The 17,020-nt window shown below is 43.6% G+C and carries 12 protein-coding genes and 1 tRNA gene; 4 read left to right on the top strand and 9 right to left on the bottom strand.

Annotation, left to right across the window (positions count from 1 at the left end):
- Positions 1-191: 191 nt before the first annotated feature.
- Positions 192-5,087, top strand: coding sequence for a PAS domain S-box protein (locus JUI58_RS02195; RefSeq protein ID WP_204102104.1), 4,896 nt, complete (start codon positions 192-194; stop codon positions 5,085-5,087).
- A 129-nt stretch (positions 5,088-5,216) separates the two neighbouring features.
- On the opposite strand, the gene JUI58_RS02190 is transcribed toward JUI58_RS02195, so the two are convergent.
- The 5 genes from JUI58_RS02190 to JUI58_RS02170 all read right to left on the bottom strand — a co-directional run bounded on the left by JUI58_RS02190 (position 5,217) and on the right by JUI58_RS02170 (position 11,690).
- Positions 5,217-6,512, bottom strand: coding sequence for a J domain-containing protein (locus JUI58_RS02190; RefSeq protein WP_204102103.1), 1,296 nt, complete (start codon positions 6,510-6,512; stop codon positions 5,217-5,219).
- An 88-nt stretch (positions 6,513-6,600) separates the two neighbouring features.
- Positions 6,601-8,286 (bottom strand): serine/threonine protein kinase, encoded by a 1,686-nt coding sequence (locus JUI58_RS02185; protein ID WP_204102102.1) that lies wholly within the window; start codon positions 8,284-8,286, stop codon positions 6,601-6,603.
- A gap of 147 nt (positions 8,287-8,433) precedes the next feature.
- On the bottom strand, positions 8,434-9,405 hold the full coding sequence (gene nadA / locus JUI58_RS02180) for a quinolinate synthase NadA (RefSeq protein WP_204102118.1): 972 nt from the start codon (positions 9,403-9,405) through the stop codon (positions 8,434-8,436).
- Between the two features lie 111 nt (positions 9,406-9,516).
- Entirely contained in the window at positions 9,517-10,140 is a 624-nt protein-coding gene (locus JUI58_RS02175; RefSeq protein WP_204102101.1) for a hypothetical protein, read from the bottom strand.
- A gap of 158 nt (positions 10,141-10,298) precedes the next feature.
- Positions 10,299-11,690 (bottom strand): NAD-dependent malic enzyme, encoded by a 1,392-nt coding sequence (locus JUI58_RS02170; protein WP_204102100.1) that lies wholly within the window; start codon positions 11,688-11,690, stop codon positions 10,299-10,301.
- A gap of 260 nt (positions 11,691-11,950) precedes the next feature.
- Between JUI58_RS02170 and JUI58_RS02165 the strand changes: the two genes are divergently transcribed.
- Complete coding sequence (locus JUI58_RS02165) at positions 11,951-12,430, top strand: hypothetical protein (protein ID WP_204102099.1); 480 nt, start codon at positions 11,951-11,953, stop codon at positions 12,428-12,430.
- 160 nt (positions 12,431-12,590) lie between these two features.
- Positions 12,591-12,664 (top strand) — tRNA-Met (locus tag JUI58_RS02160).
- A 26-nt stretch (positions 12,665-12,690) separates the two neighbouring features.
- Here JUI58_RS02160 and JUI58_RS02155 read toward each other — a convergent pair.
- The 3 genes from JUI58_RS02155 to JUI58_RS02145 all read right to left on the bottom strand — a co-directional run bounded on the left by JUI58_RS02155 (position 12,691) and on the right by JUI58_RS02145 (position 15,970).
- Positions 12,691-13,335, bottom strand: coding sequence for a helix-turn-helix transcriptional regulator (locus JUI58_RS02155; RefSeq protein WP_204102098.1), 645 nt, complete (start codon positions 13,333-13,335; stop codon positions 12,691-12,693).
- Positions 13,332-14,516 (bottom strand): hypothetical protein, encoded by a 1,185-nt coding sequence (locus JUI58_RS02150; protein ID WP_204102097.1) that lies wholly within the window; start codon positions 14,514-14,516, stop codon positions 13,332-13,334. The genes JUI58_RS02155 and JUI58_RS02150 overlap by 4 nt, the downstream gene beginning before the upstream one ends.
- 227 nt (positions 14,517-14,743) lie before the next feature.
- A complete protein-coding gene (locus tag JUI58_RS02145; RefSeq protein ID WP_204102096.1) occupies positions 14,744-15,970 on the bottom strand; it encodes an HhoA/HhoB/HtrA family serine endopeptidase in 1,227 nt (408 codons plus the stop codon).
- Between the two features lie 21 nt (positions 15,971-15,991).
- On the opposite strand from JUI58_RS02145, the gene JUI58_RS02140 reads away from it, so the two are divergent.
- Positions 15,992-16,183, top strand: a complete 192-nt coding sequence (locus tag JUI58_RS02140; protein ID WP_204102095.1) for a hypothetical protein — start codon at positions 15,992-15,994, stop codon at positions 16,181-16,183.
- A 169-nt stretch (positions 16,184-16,352) separates the two neighbouring features.
- Here JUI58_RS02140 and JUI58_RS02135 read toward each other — a convergent pair whose 3' ends face one another.
- A complete protein-coding gene (locus JUI58_RS02135) occupies positions 16,353-16,571 on the bottom strand; it encodes a hypothetical protein (RefSeq protein ID WP_204102094.1) in 219 nt (72 codons plus the stop codon).
- Positions 16,572-17,020: the final 449 nt, after the last annotated feature.

Below are 17,020 nucleotides of genomic sequence, written 5' to 3'. Positions count from 1 at the left end.
TCGGAGAAAGAAAAATAGGAGGGGAATTTCTCTGACCTATCTTGCCCTCATCCGCTAATTTCAAGGTATCATGGCAAAATAGGTTGCGAGTAGGGGTTTGGTCGCCAAACCCTCTTAACAAACAGGATGGGGCATCGTAGGGGTTTGGTCGCCAAACCCTCTTAACAAACAGGATAGGGCATCGTAGGGGTTTGGTCGCCAAACCCTCTCGTCACAAAAAAAAGGAACGAGTTATTCCTGAATTAGAGAAATTGTGGCTGTATCAAACAAAAGTTCAATCCCTAGCAATTCTCGGATGTTTTCCCCATCCCCACTCATTAATTATGTCAAGTTTTGAGATTGCCAATTATGTAACCTTGGATGCTCTACCCCGTATTTGCACTGAGGCAGCAAAGATAAATCCTCGGGTTTCGGACTGTCAATCTGTAGAGGACAAGGCGCTTATGAAACCGATTGTATCCTCCACTATTCGAGTGGGAATTTTGTCTGTAGATTGGGAAGATTTGGATTGGGGTTGGCAACAGGATAATGCACTCGCTAGGGTCGCGATCGCCACGGCGATCGCCGAAATTAATCAAAATGGCGGCATTTTGGGTCAAGCGATCGAAGTGATTGAAGCGCAGGAAATTGGCGATCGCGAAACATTACAACAACAAGCACGAATCTTGTTGGAAGATGCAACAGTAAAAACAATTTTTAGTTGGGGTATCCCAGAGGGGTTGCGCCAAGAACTTTTTTCTCTTGTAGAAGCCTCTAATACTTTATTATGGTACGCCGATCGCAATCTGGGAGCCGAAACCTTCTCTCGCATTTTTTATACGGGAACTTGTCCCAACCAACGGGTGGAAGCGGCGATCGCCTGGTTGCAAGCCACAGGGAAACAGAAGTGTTATTTAATCAACTCCTCAGATATTCTCTCTCAACAAATTGGCGCTATTTTTGCCCAACAATGGCAAGACTCGGGACAACAGCAAGGAGAATTGGCGATCGCAACGGTAGACGAAAATACGAACTGGGAACAACTCTTAGCGGCGATCGCCCGAGAAGAACCCGATCTGATTATTGATACTTGCGGTGCTGAGAGTTATTATCTCTACGAAACGGGTTTGGAAGAGGGTTTGGAGACCAATAAAGGGGAGGGTTTGGAGACCAAACCCCTACGGGAAAAAACAGCGATTCTTGCTCTTAATCTGACCCTGACGGATATTGAAAATTTAGGCGAAAGCAAAGCAGGTCACTATTTCCTTAATGCTTATTTTCCCCATTCAGAGGCGATCGCGCCCTTTGTCCCCACCAACGAAATTGCGGCGGCAGCCTACACCCAAGTATACCTTTGGAAACAAGCAGTAGAAACAGCAGGGTCTTTTCAAATCCATCGCGTACAAGCTGCGGCGATCGGGCAAACCTTCCAAGAAGCAGCAGGAAGCGTGCGTCTGAACCCCAATCAATATCTTGCCCGTCCCATGCTGATCGCAAGCTATAGCGATGGCGAATTCACCCTAGTCTATCAAAGCGATCGCCCCATTAATCCCCTCCCGTGGCTAGGGTATCAGGCAACAGGCAACAGGCCAGAAACAGACAGCAGCCTCGATCCCCTTGTTGCTGAATTAGAAGGGGAAAGAACGAGACGAAAAGCGATCGAAATAGCCCTACAAGACTATTGGAGCGAACTTCGCGCCCTTTTTGATGCCACCAGCGATGCGATCGTTGTCACTAATGCCCGAGGTTGTTATTTAAGGGTTGCACCTACTCAACCCCTACCGCAATTTTCCCCAGATTTGATCGGCAAAACTCTACATGAAGTTTTTCCCCCAGAACAAGCCGATCGCTTTCTGGATTATATTCATGCAGCCCTAACCGAAAAACATCCTGTTCAATTTGAGTATCAATGGGAAGAGGCATGGTTTTCCGCCGTTATCTCCCCCATCAACAACCATGAAGCAATTTGGATCGTGCGGGATATCAGCCAACGAAAACAGATTGAATGGGAAAGAGAACAAGCCCTCCTCGAACTCGAACAGCAATTTCAAGAAAGAACCATCGCTTTGAGAGATACCAGCGATCGCCTAGTGGGGGAAATTGTCGAACGTCAACAAGCTGAAAATGCCCTAGATGCTGCCCAAGACCAACTCCAAGCGATTTTAGATACAGTTCCTGGCATTGTCTCCTGGATTAGTTCCGATCTGCGCTATTTGGGAGTCAATCATCACCTCGCTAGAATGTTTAATCTCGAACCCGAAGCCTTTGTCGGGCAAGATATCGGCTTTTTAAATGCCAGTGAAGAATTCATCGGTTTCATTCGCGACTTTTTTGACGGGGAAGCAACCGAAGCCTATCGCGAAATCACTTCCCACGTGCAAGGGCGATCGGGAACCTATTTAATTGTCGTCCAAAAATACAATCGTGGGCAAGCCGCCTTTACCGTTGGCATTGATATTACCAAGCGCCAAGAGGCGATCAATGCCCTCGCCCGTTCTAAAGCGCAATTACAGGCGGTTTTAGAAGCCGTACCGGGGATTGTTTCTTGGATTAGTTCCGATCTGCGCTATTTGGGAGTCAATCGCCATTTAGCCAAAACCTTCGATCTTTCCCCCGAAGACTTCGTGGGCAAAAATATTGGTTTTCTCGAAGCCAGTGATGATTTTAACCAATTCGTGCAGGAATTTTTTGCGGCCCCCGAACAAGATAATTTTCGAGAAGTCGAGACCATCGTAGATGGGGAAACCCGCAATTATCTTATTGCGGCACAAAAATATGATAACGGTGCGGCGGCCTTTACCGTCGGTATTGATGTCACCGATCGCCAACGGGCGATCGAAGATTTACACTTTACCAAAGACCAACTCCAAGCAGTATTAGAAGCCGTACCGGGGATTGTTTCCTGGATTAGTTCCGATTTACGCTATTTGGGAGTCAATCGCCATTTAGCCAACACCTTCAACCTTCCCGTAGAAGCCTTTGCGGGGAAAAGTTTAGGTTTCCTGCAAGCCAGTGAAGACTTTAATGAATTTGTCGCCAACTTTTTTGCCAGTCCAGAACAAGATAACTTCCGGGAAGTCGAGGCGATCGTCGATGGAAAACCCCACAATTATCTCATTGCCGCGCAAAAATACGATGAAGGAAGAGCCGCCTTTACCGTCGGTATTGATGTCACCGATCGCCAGCAAGCCTTAGAAGCCCTACAAAAAGCAGAAGAAAAATATCGCACCATCTTTGAAAATGCCGTCGAAGGCATCTTCCAAACCACCCCCGACGGTCGCTATCTCAGCGCTAACCCCGCTTTAGCAAGAATTTACGGCTATGATTCCCCAGAAGACCTCATGGCTAATCTCGACAACTTAGAAGAACGATTATATGTGGAACCCCAACGCCGTCGCATTTTTATTCATTCCATCGAAACTGAGGGGGGTGTTATCGGCTTTGAAGCACAAGTGCGTCGTCGCGATGGACAACTGCGCTGGATTTCCGAAAATGCTCGGGCGGTAAAGGATAAAAATGGTAAAATTATCTACTATGAAGGAACCGTTGAAGACATTACCGATCGCAAAGAAGCAGAAGAAAAACTCAGAAAACTGAATGAAGAACTAGAAACGCGAGTCCAGCAACGCACGAACGAATTGCAACAATTAAACTTGCAATTATTACTGGAAATTGGCGAACGGGAACGGATTGAATCTGCCTTGCGAACCTCAGAGGCAGAACTAAAAGCCTTATTTGCCGCCATGACAGATATTATTACAGTCTTTGACGGGGAAGGCCACTACGTCAAAATTGTTACTACCAATTCAGAAACTATTTATAGCCCTAAATTAAAGTTGTTAGGTAAAAGCGTCTGGGAAGTTTTACCCCCAGAACAAGCACAAATCTTTATCGATCATATCCAGCAAGCCTTAAAAACCGGAGAAACGGTTTATATGGAATACAGTTTGGAAAGCAATCCTTTTGTGGATGTTTCCCTGCACAATAAAACGGCGTGGTTTTCTGCCAGTGTTTCCCCTCTACCCAATAATTGCGCGATCTGGGTGGCACGGAATATTACCAAACGCAAACAGATGCAGCTAAAAGTAGAAAAGGCTGAGGAAAAATACCGCAGTATTTTTGAAAATGCGGCGGAAGGAATATTCCAATCTACTCGGGACGGGCGTTACATCAGTGCTAATCCTGCCTTAGTTGCGATGTTCGGTTATGATTCGTTTGCAGAGATGGCGGCTTTATTGTCCCATATCGATCTCAGCTATATCGAACCCAAATTGCGCCAGCAATTCCGGGAACAACTCGAACGCCAAGGGGCGATTTCTGGGTTTAAGGCACAGGTCAAACGCAAAGATGGTCGCGTGATTTGGACTTCTGAAAATGCTCGAGTGGTGCGGGATAGCGATGGAAATATCCTTTATTATGAAGGTACCGTTGCCGACATTACCAAGGAAAAGGAAGCAGAAGATGCTTTACGCATAGAAAGAGAAAAATCAGACCGCTTGCTGTTAAATATTTTACCGAAGGCGATCGCCGAACGTCTCAAGCAAAATGAGAAATCCATCGCGGATCGCTACGATCACGTTTCTATTTTGTTTGCAGATATCGTTGATTTTACCTCCCTCTCGGCCAAAATGCCACCGACGGATTTGGTGGATTTACTCAATGAGATGTTTTCTGCTTTTGATAAGTTAACCACCTGGCATAATTTGGAGAAAATCAAGACTATTGGGGATTCCTATATGGTGGCCGGGGGACTCCTGAATACGGCGGCCAATCATGCTGAGGCGATCGCAGATTTAGCGTTAGATATGCAGCTTGCTATTTCTAAATTCCGTCAAGAGGACGGTCAACCTTTCCAAGTTCGTATTGGCATCAATACGGGACCTGTGGTTGCAGGAGTAATTGGCATTAACAAATTTATTTACGACCTCTGGGGAGATACGGTGAATGTCGCTTCTCGCATGGAATCTCAAGGTAAGCCGAACGCGATTCAAGTTACAAAAGATACTTATGAATTAATTAAAGATAAGTTCTTTTTTGAGAAAGAGGAAGAAATTACCGTTAAAGGCAAGGGGAAAATGAAAATCTATATTTTACAAGGGCGACTCTAACTGGGGATATTTGCTGTTCCTCCTATTCCTATGAGGATTTAACCATTATTAATCCCAATTTGCCCCCAAAAATACCCAAAAATAGAGGGTTTAAAAGACACCTATCTCGATATCATACAATTCCCGAACTCAGATTAAATTTAATAATTGAAAACCGATAAAAGTTAGCCAACCACTGCTTAATAATAACACAGGAACGCACCAAGCCGCGATCGCCTCTGGAAAACCGCTAATTTTAACCATGCCGTGATAAAGGGTCAAAATCAGATGAGAACTGGTAAATAAGGTGAGAATTACCATCACTTCCCCTCCGAAATGAGTTGCAATTCCACTCATTACGGCCAAGAATCCTAGGGGAATTAAAGTTATTCCTGCGACAAAAATATCTGCGGCAAAATCACCGGAAATGCGAAATAAAAAACGGAGAAGAAAACCAAATAGTGCTAAACTGATAAAAGGGATAATGCCAACAAAAATGAAAAGAAAACTAGATAATCCCAGCAATTTTTGCCAGCCCCAATCAATACCCACCAGAAAAGCAATATTGGCGATCGCCGCGCAGAAAAGACTGAGGGCGATCGCTTCTCTCGCGGGCAAGTTACTATAAGCATTAATTCCACCCTGACTGGGATTAATAATAATCTCCCAAGCTGCCAAAATGAGGTGCTGAATTTCAGAAAGTTCCTGATTAAATTCCCCTTGATAATCTTTTTCATCGAGGCGAGATAGAGTCTCTTGTGCTAATTGATAACCACTGCGATCGCCTTGTTCTTGGAATAATGTTGCGGCTTGTTCTAAATTTTGTTCTGCGGTAAAATGTTCCTGTAAATCGCGATTTGCGACACCGCGATAATAATAAGCCGTTGCAAAATGAGGATCGCAACTAATGGCGCGATCGTAGGATTCAATAGAGGATTGGATGTAACCCAAACGATACCGCGATCGCCCTTGATAATAATAAGCCTCCGCACAATTCGGGAAAAATTGTAAGATTTGCCGACAATTTCCTAGAACCAGGCGATCGTCTTTTAAGGTATAATAAATCTCTCCTCGTTTGAGATATGCTTCCAGAAAACGAGGACTTAAATTAATGGCTTGATTGTAGCTGGCGATCGCCCCTTGATAATCCTTTTGAATGGCTTTTTCAATTCCTTGCAGATAAAAATCCCATTCACTTTCCTGTTGCTTCTTTTCTGCTTCTGGGGGTACACCTAATTGGCGATCGTAGTTTTGTCTTTGTTGGCGATCGCAGAGAACTTCATAAGCTGCAAGAATCTGTTTAAATTGTTCGGAAGCCTCGGAATTGTTGGGATTAAAATCGGGATGATAGAGACGGGCAAGATGACGAAACGCTGTTTTTATTTCCTTTGAGGTAGCGTTTGGAAAAATATTTAAAATTTCATAATAGGTTTTCCGATCTGTCATTTTTTTTGATAATATTAGAGGGTTTGGAGACCAAACCCCTACCGTTTCGAGACCAAACTTGGAGGGTTTGGAGACCAAACCCCTACGGTTAACGACGCAACTTTGCTTGTTTTCCTAACTCAGCAAATTCATTGCGCCAGTAGTCACTCTCCGGTAAACCATTAGCCTTAAGATCGGCAATGATATCCTCCCAACGCTTCGATTTTTTAGCTTGCTGCATGGCTTCATAACGTTCTTTAACGATCCTCCATTGAATAATCGCATTTTGTGCATCGCGATAAACAGAACTATCGGTTTGAATCTCTTCAGCGAGGGCGATCGCCCCTTGTAAATCTCCTGTTTCCATGAGGGAAAATGCAGCTTGTAAAATATCTTCTCCTTCATCCCCCGTAATTTTAGCAGGAGATGAAGCACGTTCAATAAAGGAAGGAGATGCACATTGCAAATAATTCCTAGAAACCCAACCTTGAATGGGATTGCTAATTTCTACCCAATTCCCATCTTCAAGTCCAGTCAAAATAGCCCGTTCTCCTCGCACCATACCACCAATTTTCTCTCCATTTGGTCGAGTGCGAATATTGAGTCCAAATTCTGATTGAACAGTACAAGAATTAGTCGGTATCTTATCTGTAGCAGAGGTTTCCAGGGCATTCCCTGCTTTTTTATTCTGGGAAGGAACTGTTTTCCTAGTAACGGAAGATTGAGGGGATTTTCGTAAAGCGAGGGTGACAACAAAGGAAAAGGAAAACATAACAGTTACTAAAAATGCCAATAAGATAAAAATCCCGAGGGAATTTTGCCCTGGTTTCTTACGTTTTTGAGATTTGGGCGGTTTTTTGACCCGTCGGCGACGGAGGATAGGTGTCGGCGAACTATTACTGGCGATCGCTTCGCCATTGAGAGGCAGTTGATAACGAGAAACTGGGGCGATGGGGGGGAGTTCCGTATGCGATCGCGGAATCTGAATTTGTTCGATGGTTTTGAGGACTTCTCGGGCAGACTGATAGCGATCTTGAAACCGATAGGCTACCATGCGACTGAGGACAGCAGCAAAAGCGGGACTACAGATATTTTTCGGCCAGATAATTTCTCCGGTTTGGGTATCGTACTGAAAAAATTGAGGATGAAACCCAATTAAGGCTTGGATCGCGATCACACCAAGGGAATAAATATCGCTACTTAAGTAATAATGTCCTTGGCGTTGTTCGATCGCCATATAACCAGGGGTCCCAATGGCCACAGTTTCGACAGCATTGGCTGCCAAGGTTTTTTGCAGGTAAATTTGTTTAAGACTGCCAAAATCCACTAAAACTAACTTATTATCCTGCTGACGACGGAGAATATTATCGGGTTTAATGTCGCGATGAATCACCCCTTGGCTGTGAATAAAATCCAAGAGGGGTAAAATTTCCCGCAGAAACTCGAAAACTTGACTTTCACTCCAGCGATCGCCGGCAATAATTTCTTTACTGAAAGGATAACCTTCTACATAATCTTGCACCACAAAAAAATCCCCCGAGGCTTCAAAATAACTCAACAAACAGGGAATTTGAGGATGGGTTCCCAACTGTTCTAATGTTTCTGCTGCTTGAGAAAACAACTGTTGGGCGATCGCCATTGCTTGGGGATCTCGACTCGCGGGTTGCAGTTGCTTGACCGTACAAAGAATCTTATCGGCATGGTGGGTATCTCGTGCCAAATAAGTTCGACCGAATCCTCCCGATCCTAAAATAGAGATAATTTGATAACGTTCGTTGAGAATCTGGCCTAGCATGAGATAGCGCGATCGCGATAATTCGTTATTAATTTTAATACTTTAACTGCCGCACTTTTAAGAATTAAAATAGCAATATCTAATACACTCGCGCTGCTGCGGAATTTACTAGGGGATAGGGGTTCGGGCAATGTGGTTCTCCTGCAATCAGGCCGATAATTCTAGCATTTTTTGTATAGGCTTCAATGCTGCTGCTTGAATCTCTGGGGGCAAAATGATTTCTGGGGTTTTATTTTTCATCGCCAAATAGAGTTTTTCTAAAGTATTTAAGCGCATATGAGGGCATTCATTACAAGCACAATTGTTCATTGCAGGTGCAGGAATATATTCTTTTGCAGGTGTTGCTTTTTTCATTTGGTGAATAATACCTGGTTCCGTTGCCACAATGTATTTTTTACTCTCATTATTTTGGGTATATTTTAAAAGGGCTGTAGTCGAACCAATGTAACTCGCGTGTTTCAATACTTGCGGTTCGCATTCGGGATGGGCAATAAATTCAGCTTCTGGATGTTCTATTTTTAACTGTACAATCTTTTTTTCAGAGAATGTTTCGTGAACGATACAACTTCCTTGCCATAGCAGCAAATTCCGTCCAGTTTGTTCCATGACATAACGCCCTAAATTTTTGTCGGGAGCAAAAATAATGGGGCGATCTTCGGGAATTTGCTGAACAATTTTGACGGCATTAGAACTGGTACAAATAATGTCGCTCATTGCCTTAATTTCGGCGGTACAATTAATATAAGAGATAACAATACAATCAGGATGTGCGGCTTTAAAGGCAGCAAATTCTAGAGGAGGACAACTATCTGCCAGAGAGCAACCTGCCTCTAAATCTGGCAATAATACCAGTTTATTCGGGTTGAGAATTTTAGCAGTTTCTGCCATAAAATGAACCCCAGCAAAGACAATGACATCGGCATTTGTTGCGGCTGCTTTTTGAGCCAAACCGAGGGAATCGCCGATATAGTCAGCAATATCTTGAATGTCTGAATCTTGATAGTAATGTGCTAAAATAATTGCATTCAGTTCCTTTTTCAGCACTTCAATGGCGGCAAAAAGATCGTTAGGAAATGCGGCTTGATGGGTGGGATTTTCTGCGATCGCGGTGGCAAACATTGGCATTAGACTCCTGTATTATTGATTTGTATAGTAATTTTTAGTGTGTTAATTATTAGGACTTAGGCAGCATTATTCTTGAATATTAACTCTCTAAAAGCGTGTTTAATATTATTCAACTTCCAAAGCGCGATCACTCAAAATGCGATCGCCTAATATCATTTGTACTTTCCAGGTGCCAAGGGAAGAAAGAGAACTAAACTGATAGCGACAGTAAGTATTCCAGACCTGCGTATCGATCGCGCGAGTTCGATAACGATTTTGATGAGCAATTCGACCCGATGGATCGTACCAATTACATTGTAGCGCAAGAGGTTGACCCAGAGGCGATCGTTCTAGGGTAACGCGATAGAAAACTTCAGGATTATCTTGCCGTCTAACGCGCTCTAAATTGCCTCTATTATCAGATATAAGCGTAATTCTATCTTGATAGACTACAACCCGATCTAAGGCTTGTTGGCGACTGTAGAAAGAGACAAAGAAAACTGCGATCGTAATAACTAAAGCCCCCATAATACTAAATCCAATCCAACGATAGCGAACTTGACTATCCTTGAGGGCTTTGCGTCGCGAAACCTGTCGCATCGCTTCATCCAGTAACTCTGAAGGAAGATTCAACTCTCGTAAAATCCCCTCAACCTCCTCGCGATCGAGTTCATCTTCTGCGCGATCGCTTAACCGTTGAATTTCTCTAAGTAGTTGGTCGAGTTGTTCTCGGGTAAATTTCTTACTCATAAAAAAAGAAAAAAGAGAACTGAGAATTGGTAAGAATGGGCGGGGTGAATTCTCAATATTTTTAGAGTTCTATCAGTATACCCTGCCCACCCTACCGCCAATTTTTTTGCCAAACTGAGATACACCCGTTTCTGTATCCTCTGTAATGGCTCTCGCTTTTAGTTCTGCGCTACCCCATCTTCCCGTGCTGCCTTTTGTACCGCCGCAGCCACCGCAGGAGCAACACGCTCGTCAAACACGGAAGGAACGATATGTTCCTTATTTAAGTCTTGAAGAGAAACCAGAGATGCGATCGCGCTGGCCGCCTCCAAATACATTTTCGCCGTAAAAGTTTTTGCGCGACAATCTAATGCCCCGCGAAAGATCCCCGGAAACGCCAAAACATTGTTAATCTGATTAGGATAATCGCTGCGTCCAGTGGCAATAACCGCCGCATCATTTTGAATTAACTCCGGTTGAATTTCCGGGATCGGATTAGCCATAGCAAAAACGATCGCATCTTTAGCCATTGTCTTCACCATCTCCTGTGTTAAAACCCCTGGTACACTGACCCCAACAAAGACATCCGCACCTTTAACCGCATCTACAAGGCTTCCCGACTCATCCACCGCAAACTCTTGTTTTTGTGGAGTCAGCTTCCCTCGTTGGGTAGAAATAATCCCCTGAGAGTCGCACATGATGAAATTCTTTGCCCCCGCTTGACGCAAGAGACGGGCGATCGCCACCCCAGCAGCCCCGGCACCATTAAAGACAATTTTCACGCCATCAATAGGCTTCTGCACCAGTTTCAGAGCATTATACAAAGCAGCTAGAGTCACAATCGCCGTACCGTGTTGGTCATCGTGGAAAATAGGAATATCCATTTCTTCCCGCAACCGCTTCTCGATTTCAAAACAGCGCGGGGCGCTAATATCTTCTAAATTCACCCCGCCAAAAACTGGAGCGATATTTTTCACGGTTTCGATGATTTTTTCCACATCTTGGGTCGCCAAACAGATCGGGAAAGCATTGATATGGGCAAACTCTTTAAAAAGCATCGCCTTCCCTTCCATCACCGGTAAAGCCGCTTCTGGACCCAAATTACCCAGCCCCAACACCGCACTACCATCGGAGACGATCGCCACCATATTACTTTTCACAGTGAGGGAAAAAACTTGTTCAGGATCTTCCGCGATCGCCTTGGAAATGCGACCCACTCCAGGAGTATAGGCCATCGCCAAATCCGATTGCGCCGTCAAACCAATGCGGCTAATAATATGAATTTTGCCCCCGCGATGGAGGTCAAAGGTGCGATCGGACACCTTCACGATTTTAACCTCCGCAAGTTCCGTAATCGCCCCGGTAATTTTCTCCGCGTGTTCCTCACTCGAGGCATCCACGACAAACTCTCGCACGGACAATTTGCGCGTTTGTTCCACCAAATTGATTTGACCGAGATTACCGCCATTCATGGCGATCGCTCGGGTTACTTCCGCCAATCTTCCCGGTTCATTAGGAAGTTCGACGCGAATCGTTAGACTAAAGCTAGGATTGGGGGTTAATTGGGTCATTACTTCATTTCTCGTTAGAATGAACTCAAATTTTACCTTGCTATCTCAGTCTAACCACGAGAGAAACATTGATGTCAGCATTACAAGATTTTTAGTCCCCAGGGTTTCCAAGGAAGATTCGCGATCGCATTACCCTGATGGAAGGCGATCGTCCTGACGATTTAGCCAGAGAAATTCCAAGATTCCGTTAAAATATCTGAGAGAATTCATAATCTAGAACTTAGCAGCCCATTTCTCCTATTTATTAAGGATTGTTACCCATGTCCAATCGCTCTACTCTCACGACCCTTTTTACTGCCGCTTTACTGTCTTTAGTGGCAGGATGCGATACCTTAAGCGCCCTTAATCCCTTTGGCGGTGGTGCAGAAGAAGTTCCTCTTCCCATCCCCGCCGCCGTAGCCCCCGCAGATCCAGCCGCAGCCCCAGATCCAGCCGCAGCCCCAGATCCAGCCGCAGCCCCTACCGCACAAGCACCGGCACAAGCTCCCCCCGCCCCACCCAATGTACCCCCATCCCAAACTCCTTTTCGCGATGCAGTTAATAAGGCAATGGAAGCTGCTAATGCAGTCCAAACCGCTAAAACTTCAGCAGAGTGGCAAAATATTGTAACGCTTTGGCAAACGTCGATCGCCCTCATGCAACAAGTCCCTGAAGGAGATGCCAATCGTGCAGTTGCCCAACAAAAAGTAACAGAATACACAGAATATCTTCAGTACGCCCAGCAGAATGCGACACCTTAAAAATGATTAGTCGGTGAAGCAGTGGCGATCGAGAAAGCCGAAACCCTTTCCACACCAAACATTTTGCGGGATTTTTGAGGATGGGGAAGATATTTCCCCAATATTTTTTTTTATAAATCTGGCCAATTGGGTTAATTGTTTGTTATAGTGATAAAGGCGACGCGGGATAGAGCAGCCTGGTAGCTCGTCGGGCTCATAACCCGAAGGTCGGTGGTTCAAATCCATCTCCCGCCATAATTTCCAAGAATCTTCAAAACTCGTTATTTAATCTTGCTCACCTTTGCGCGGTATAGTAGATTATGATCGCGATCGCAGTAGCCGATATAACGAACTTTGACTATTTCTCCTATTTCTCCAATTTCTGCACTTCCTGCACTTCCTTCCATAAGTTGATGCCATTGGGGATCGTAAGGGATTTCTTCTCCCACTGAGGCGATCGCCCTTAAACCCCATGCTTCGATTAAGGCTTCAATAGGTTTTATTAATGGCAATAAACGTATTGCGGGGAGTTGGGGATTTTTCTGTACTGCGATCGCGGCTGTTGGCCATTGTAGCAACCATGATTCGATGATTTGTAAACACTCGCGTTGAAAGTCTTGTTTGAGGGTTTCTTGTTGGCGATCGAGTAGTTGGTGTAGGCGATCGCATTCCCGTTGCAGATTGATGTTTGCGTTTGCACTGCGATCGGTGAGAGAGGGGGAAAATTCGGCAATAAGCTGGGTGAGGGGGATCTGCAATGCTTTTGCTAATTTCTCCAGATTTTCAACTCGCATTTTCGCAATATTTCCACGTCGTAATTGTCGTATTTGCCATTCTGAAACTTGTGCAAGATGAATTAATTGTTTAAAGCTGGGAATATTGGCTTGCTGCATCAATTTTTGCAAGTGTTGGCTTTGTTGATTCATAGTTGGTATCCATTGATGTCAGGTCTTTGATTTTTGCTCAGTCGTCTTTGTCGTCCCTCGTACGTTTCATAGCGAATTTCGATTCTAGCCAATTTTTCTTGATTTGAAAATGTAACTGATTTATTTTGTTCTGGGAACTCCCAAATAGTAAGTTTTTCAACTAATCGATCAACTTCTTTTTCTTGTGGTTCACCATAAATACCAGACAACATTAAAGAAATTGCCATTTCATCCATAATATGTTGAACTGTTTCTTCAGGCTTAGCTCTATCCGTAGATTCAAAATTGTTCTTATCTCTGAATCGGATAGGTTCTTTGACTAAGATCACCTCTTCTAATCCCTTTTCGGAAATAATAAAATATACATCGAAGTAAATTTCACTAATTACTGGACTGGTGTTAACTAAAAATCCTTCCATTCTGTATTCGTAACAATTATTCTCATAAAAATTTATACACATTCGAGCCGAATCAGGTACTCTGACCATCTTGGAACTATCAAACTGACTAAATAATTCTGATTCACTCATACCATATGTAGTGTCATTCCAAAGCTCTACAGATGTGTTAGAAGATTGACTAGGTTCAATTTCTATTGAATCTGTATTTTGTTCTTGAGCTATTTCATCATTTATTTTTTTTGATGGAAATAAGCTAAACAATATAAACAAACTAAGTAGCGTAAAAAACAAAATTGCAATCTTTTTCTGTTCTTTTTGAACAAATTCTATTGTTAGTTGAGTGATTTCTTTTGTTGTCAGGTCAAGAATTTTCTTTTGCTTCTTAACTTGAATCTTTTGCTTTTTTTCAGGATATTTATCTATCCTTTTGATTTTCTGAACAGCTTTTATGGGTGTCTTAGTTTCTGGATTATGTTCTTTGGATGACTCTGAAAGGGAAAATGAAAGTTGCCATTGATTTGATTCTTGATTAGCAACGCCACCCTTGATAACCACTCGTTCAATATTTTGAGGATTGAGTTTTGTTAGACCTTGTTGTAAAAAACTACCAACAGCTTTTTGATTCAGTGAGGTCTTAGACTTGACAACAAGGCTTAAGCAATCATAATTTAGTGATGCTTTTACACTTATACCTTTAGAACTTAGTGTTTTATTTATCAAAGCCTCAATAGCTTTCGGATTTCCTTCCTTTGCCAAACTGTATTCATCAGAGTTTTTCATATGGTATAACTCTCTCATTTCATCTTATACAGATGTAGACTACTATTTTAATAGCATAAATTTTAATACAAAGCCGAACTACTACCACCTTTGGATATTACCGTAGTGGGAGCATCTCGCACCCTAGATTTTTAATTTATAAAAAAAATCCGGACGCAAAACGCCCGGAAACTCAAGGAAAGGAAAGGAAAGGAAACGATGTCAAACTCAAAAAAAGAGGAAAACTATTAACTCGCGGGTAAAATCCCAACGCGAATTGTTAACGAGATCAGACGATCGTTGCGTTGTACCGTGAGGGGTAATTCATCCCCGATGCCAAGACTAGCAACCATTTCTTGAACCTGTGCCGCATCAGTGATAGCGCGATCGCCAACTTTTTGAATCACGTCACCCGCTTTTAATCCTCCTTGGTCTGCGGGAGAAGTGGGGAGAACCCCAACAATTAAAACACCGTGATCGGCCTTAATATTTTGACCGCTACTGTTCTCAAATTGTTTAATAATTTCTGGATCCAGAGGGGTCATTTGAATGCCTAAATAAGGATGATCCACACTGCCTTTAGCAATCAATTGATCGGCGATTTGTTTGGCTTGATTAATTGGAATAGCAAAGCCCAAACCTTGTGCATTGCGGATAATTGCCGTATTCATGCCAATAACATTCCCGTTAGCATCAATTAAAGGACCGCCAGAATTACCAGGATTAATGGCGGCATCGGTTTGAATAAAATTCACCCGCTTATCTGTAACACCAATTTGATTGCTCGATCGCCCGGTTGCACTAATAATTCCTGTTGTCACCGTATTATCTAAGCCGAGGGGATTACCGATGGCGATCGCCCATTCCCCAGGGTGTAGGCGATCGGAGTTGCCTAATGTTACTTTAGGGAGATTTTTCTCGTCAATTTTAACCACAGCTACATCGGTAGCGGGATCGCTACCCATAACCCTCCCTTGAAAGCTACGTCCATCTTTGAGAGTAACGGTAACACTATCCGCTCCAGCGACAACATGAGCATTAGTGAGAATCTTACCATCTGGACTGAGAATAAAGCCCGAACCCGAACCTCGTTGCGTTCGTTCTTGGGGTTCTTGGTCGCCGAAGAACCTCTCCAAAACAGGATTATTGGCAGTGCTGATAGTGCGAGACGCATCAATGCGAACAACAGCCCCTCCCACACGATCAACCACTCGGGCGACGAAATTATCGCCTTCCCGGGGGGATAATTGGATCGCAGGGGTCGCAACAGTTGCATTCTCTTCACTGGCTTGTAGGGTCGCTTCTGAAGCGATAGGAGTCACAGGAGGGTTTTTTTGAGAATAGAGATAACCTCCTCCAAAAGATAATCCTAAACTCAAGAAAACAAGAGCAACATTTTTGAGGCGATCGCGTTGCGGCAGGAGATTGACTATGTTTTGACCTATCTTAAGTCCATCGGAGTTGTTATCTTTCATGACCGTTCGTATATTGCAAAAATGAGTATTGGTGTCTGGGAATCTTTCAGAAAAAAACAAGGGAAGACAGTCCCGTATCCTTCAGAAAAAGTTCATCAACTGGAGAAAGGAAAGCCAGCCCTAGAGCAAGAGATTCGCGATCGGAAAGTAAAGTTCGGGCTGACAATTTTTAATGTAGAGACTCAATTTGACAACACCGTGACAGGATTTTGACAATGTTATGACAAATGTTATGACAAATGTTATGACAAATGTTATGGCAAATGTTATGGCAAATGTTATGGCAAATGTAACTGTAGTTGTTCTGGGAACACTACGGAAGAACCCGTAGCTGAAAAAATCCCCAACCAAATTAAAGATTATAGTTGGGGATTCTTTCAAACTAAATCGCTGCGAGAGTCATATTACTCGCGATCGCAGGCCAATCTCCCAATCCTTCTCGCCGAATGCGTCCGGTGGTAACAGCGCGATCGAGAGCATCCAACGCAGTTAAATCCGAAGGCTGAATGATATGCTGCTTAAGAAGTTGGCGCAAGAGTGCCTCGGAGGCCACACTCACGCACCCGGTCTGAAAAGCAGACTGTACTAATAAATTAATCATCGTAATCCGCACCCTGATTCCTATACTATTTCTAGGATAAGCGATCTTTTTCTTCTCCGGCAAATTTATTGCAAAATTTTGCGATCGCCCAACATCGCTGAAGTGCGATCGCCATCACAATATCTCCTAGCAAAAGATCGAATTGCCAAGCATATTGATAATTGATAATTAATAACTGATAATTAAGAATTGATAATCAATAATTGACAAGTCAGAAACCTCAGCCTAAATGCGTGAGGCTTGAAAGAGAAATCTAACAGGCCATTCTGACCAGACTCAGTACCCCGCGTACTACGTTATTTGGGTCACGACACCTTGGAATGCGAAGCTAGTTCCCCGCTCTGTCGTTAGTAGTTAAACAATTTTAAGGTCACTGAAATAGTGCTGCTAACCTAACAAGCCTAAATAACATTGCGGTCAGACCCCGGTGAGGTTTCCTCACCTAGGGA

It is taken from the genome of Spirulina sp. CCY15215 (assembly GCF_016888125.1).
Classification (GTDB): domain Bacteria; phylum Cyanobacteriota; class Cyanobacteriia; order Cyanobacteriales; family Spirulinaceae; genus CCY15215.
The sequence above is the reverse complement of the archived record's forward strand: the minus strand, read 5'-3'. Positions and strand labels throughout refer to the sequence as shown.

What these genes read in the sequence shown, in the direction of transcription:
- JUI58_RS02190 (WP_204102103.1), bottom strand. Translation starts at nt 6,512, where the DNA reads ATGACAGATCGGAAAACCTATTATGAAATTTTAAATATTTTTCCAAAC.
- JUI58_RS02155 (WP_204102098.1), bottom strand. Translation starts at nt 13,335, where the DNA reads ATGAATCAACAAAGCCAACACTTGCAAAAATTGATGCAGCAAGCCAAT.
- JUI58_RS02145 (WP_204102096.1), bottom strand. Translation starts at nt 15,970, where the DNA reads ATGAAAGATAACAACTCCGATGGACTTAAGATAGGTCAAAACATAGTC.
- JUI58_RS02175 (WP_204102101.1), bottom strand. Translation starts at nt 10,140, where the DNA reads ATGAGTAAGAAATTTACCCGAGAACAACTCGACCAACTACTTAGAGAA.
- nadA (WP_204102118.1), bottom strand. Translation starts at nt 9,405, where the DNA reads ATGTTTGCCACCGCGATCGCAGAAAATCCCACCCATCAAGCCGCATTT.
- JUI58_RS02165 (WP_204102099.1), top strand. Translation starts at nt 11,951, where the DNA reads ATGTCCAATCGCTCTACTCTCACGACCCTTTTTACTGCCGCTTTACTG.
- JUI58_RS02185 (WP_204102102.1), bottom strand. Translation starts at nt 8,286, where the DNA reads ATGCTAGGCCAGATTCTCAACGAACGTTATCAAATTATCTCTATTTTA.
- JUI58_RS02170 (WP_204102100.1), bottom strand. Translation starts at nt 11,690, where the DNA reads ATGACCCAATTAACCCCCAATCCTAGCTTTAGTCTAACGATTCGCGTC.
- JUI58_RS02140 (WP_204102095.1), top strand. Translation starts at nt 15,992, where the DNA reads ATGAGTATTGGTGTCTGGGAATCTTTCAGAAAAAAACAAGGGAAGACA.
- JUI58_RS02135 (WP_204102094.1), bottom strand. Translation starts at nt 16,571, where the DNA reads ATGATTAATTTATTAGTACAGTCTGCTTTTCAGACCGGGTGCGTGAGT.
- JUI58_RS02150 (WP_204102097.1), bottom strand. Translation starts at nt 14,516, where the DNA reads ATGAAAAACTCTGATGAATACAGTTTGGCAAAGGAAGGAAATCCGAAA.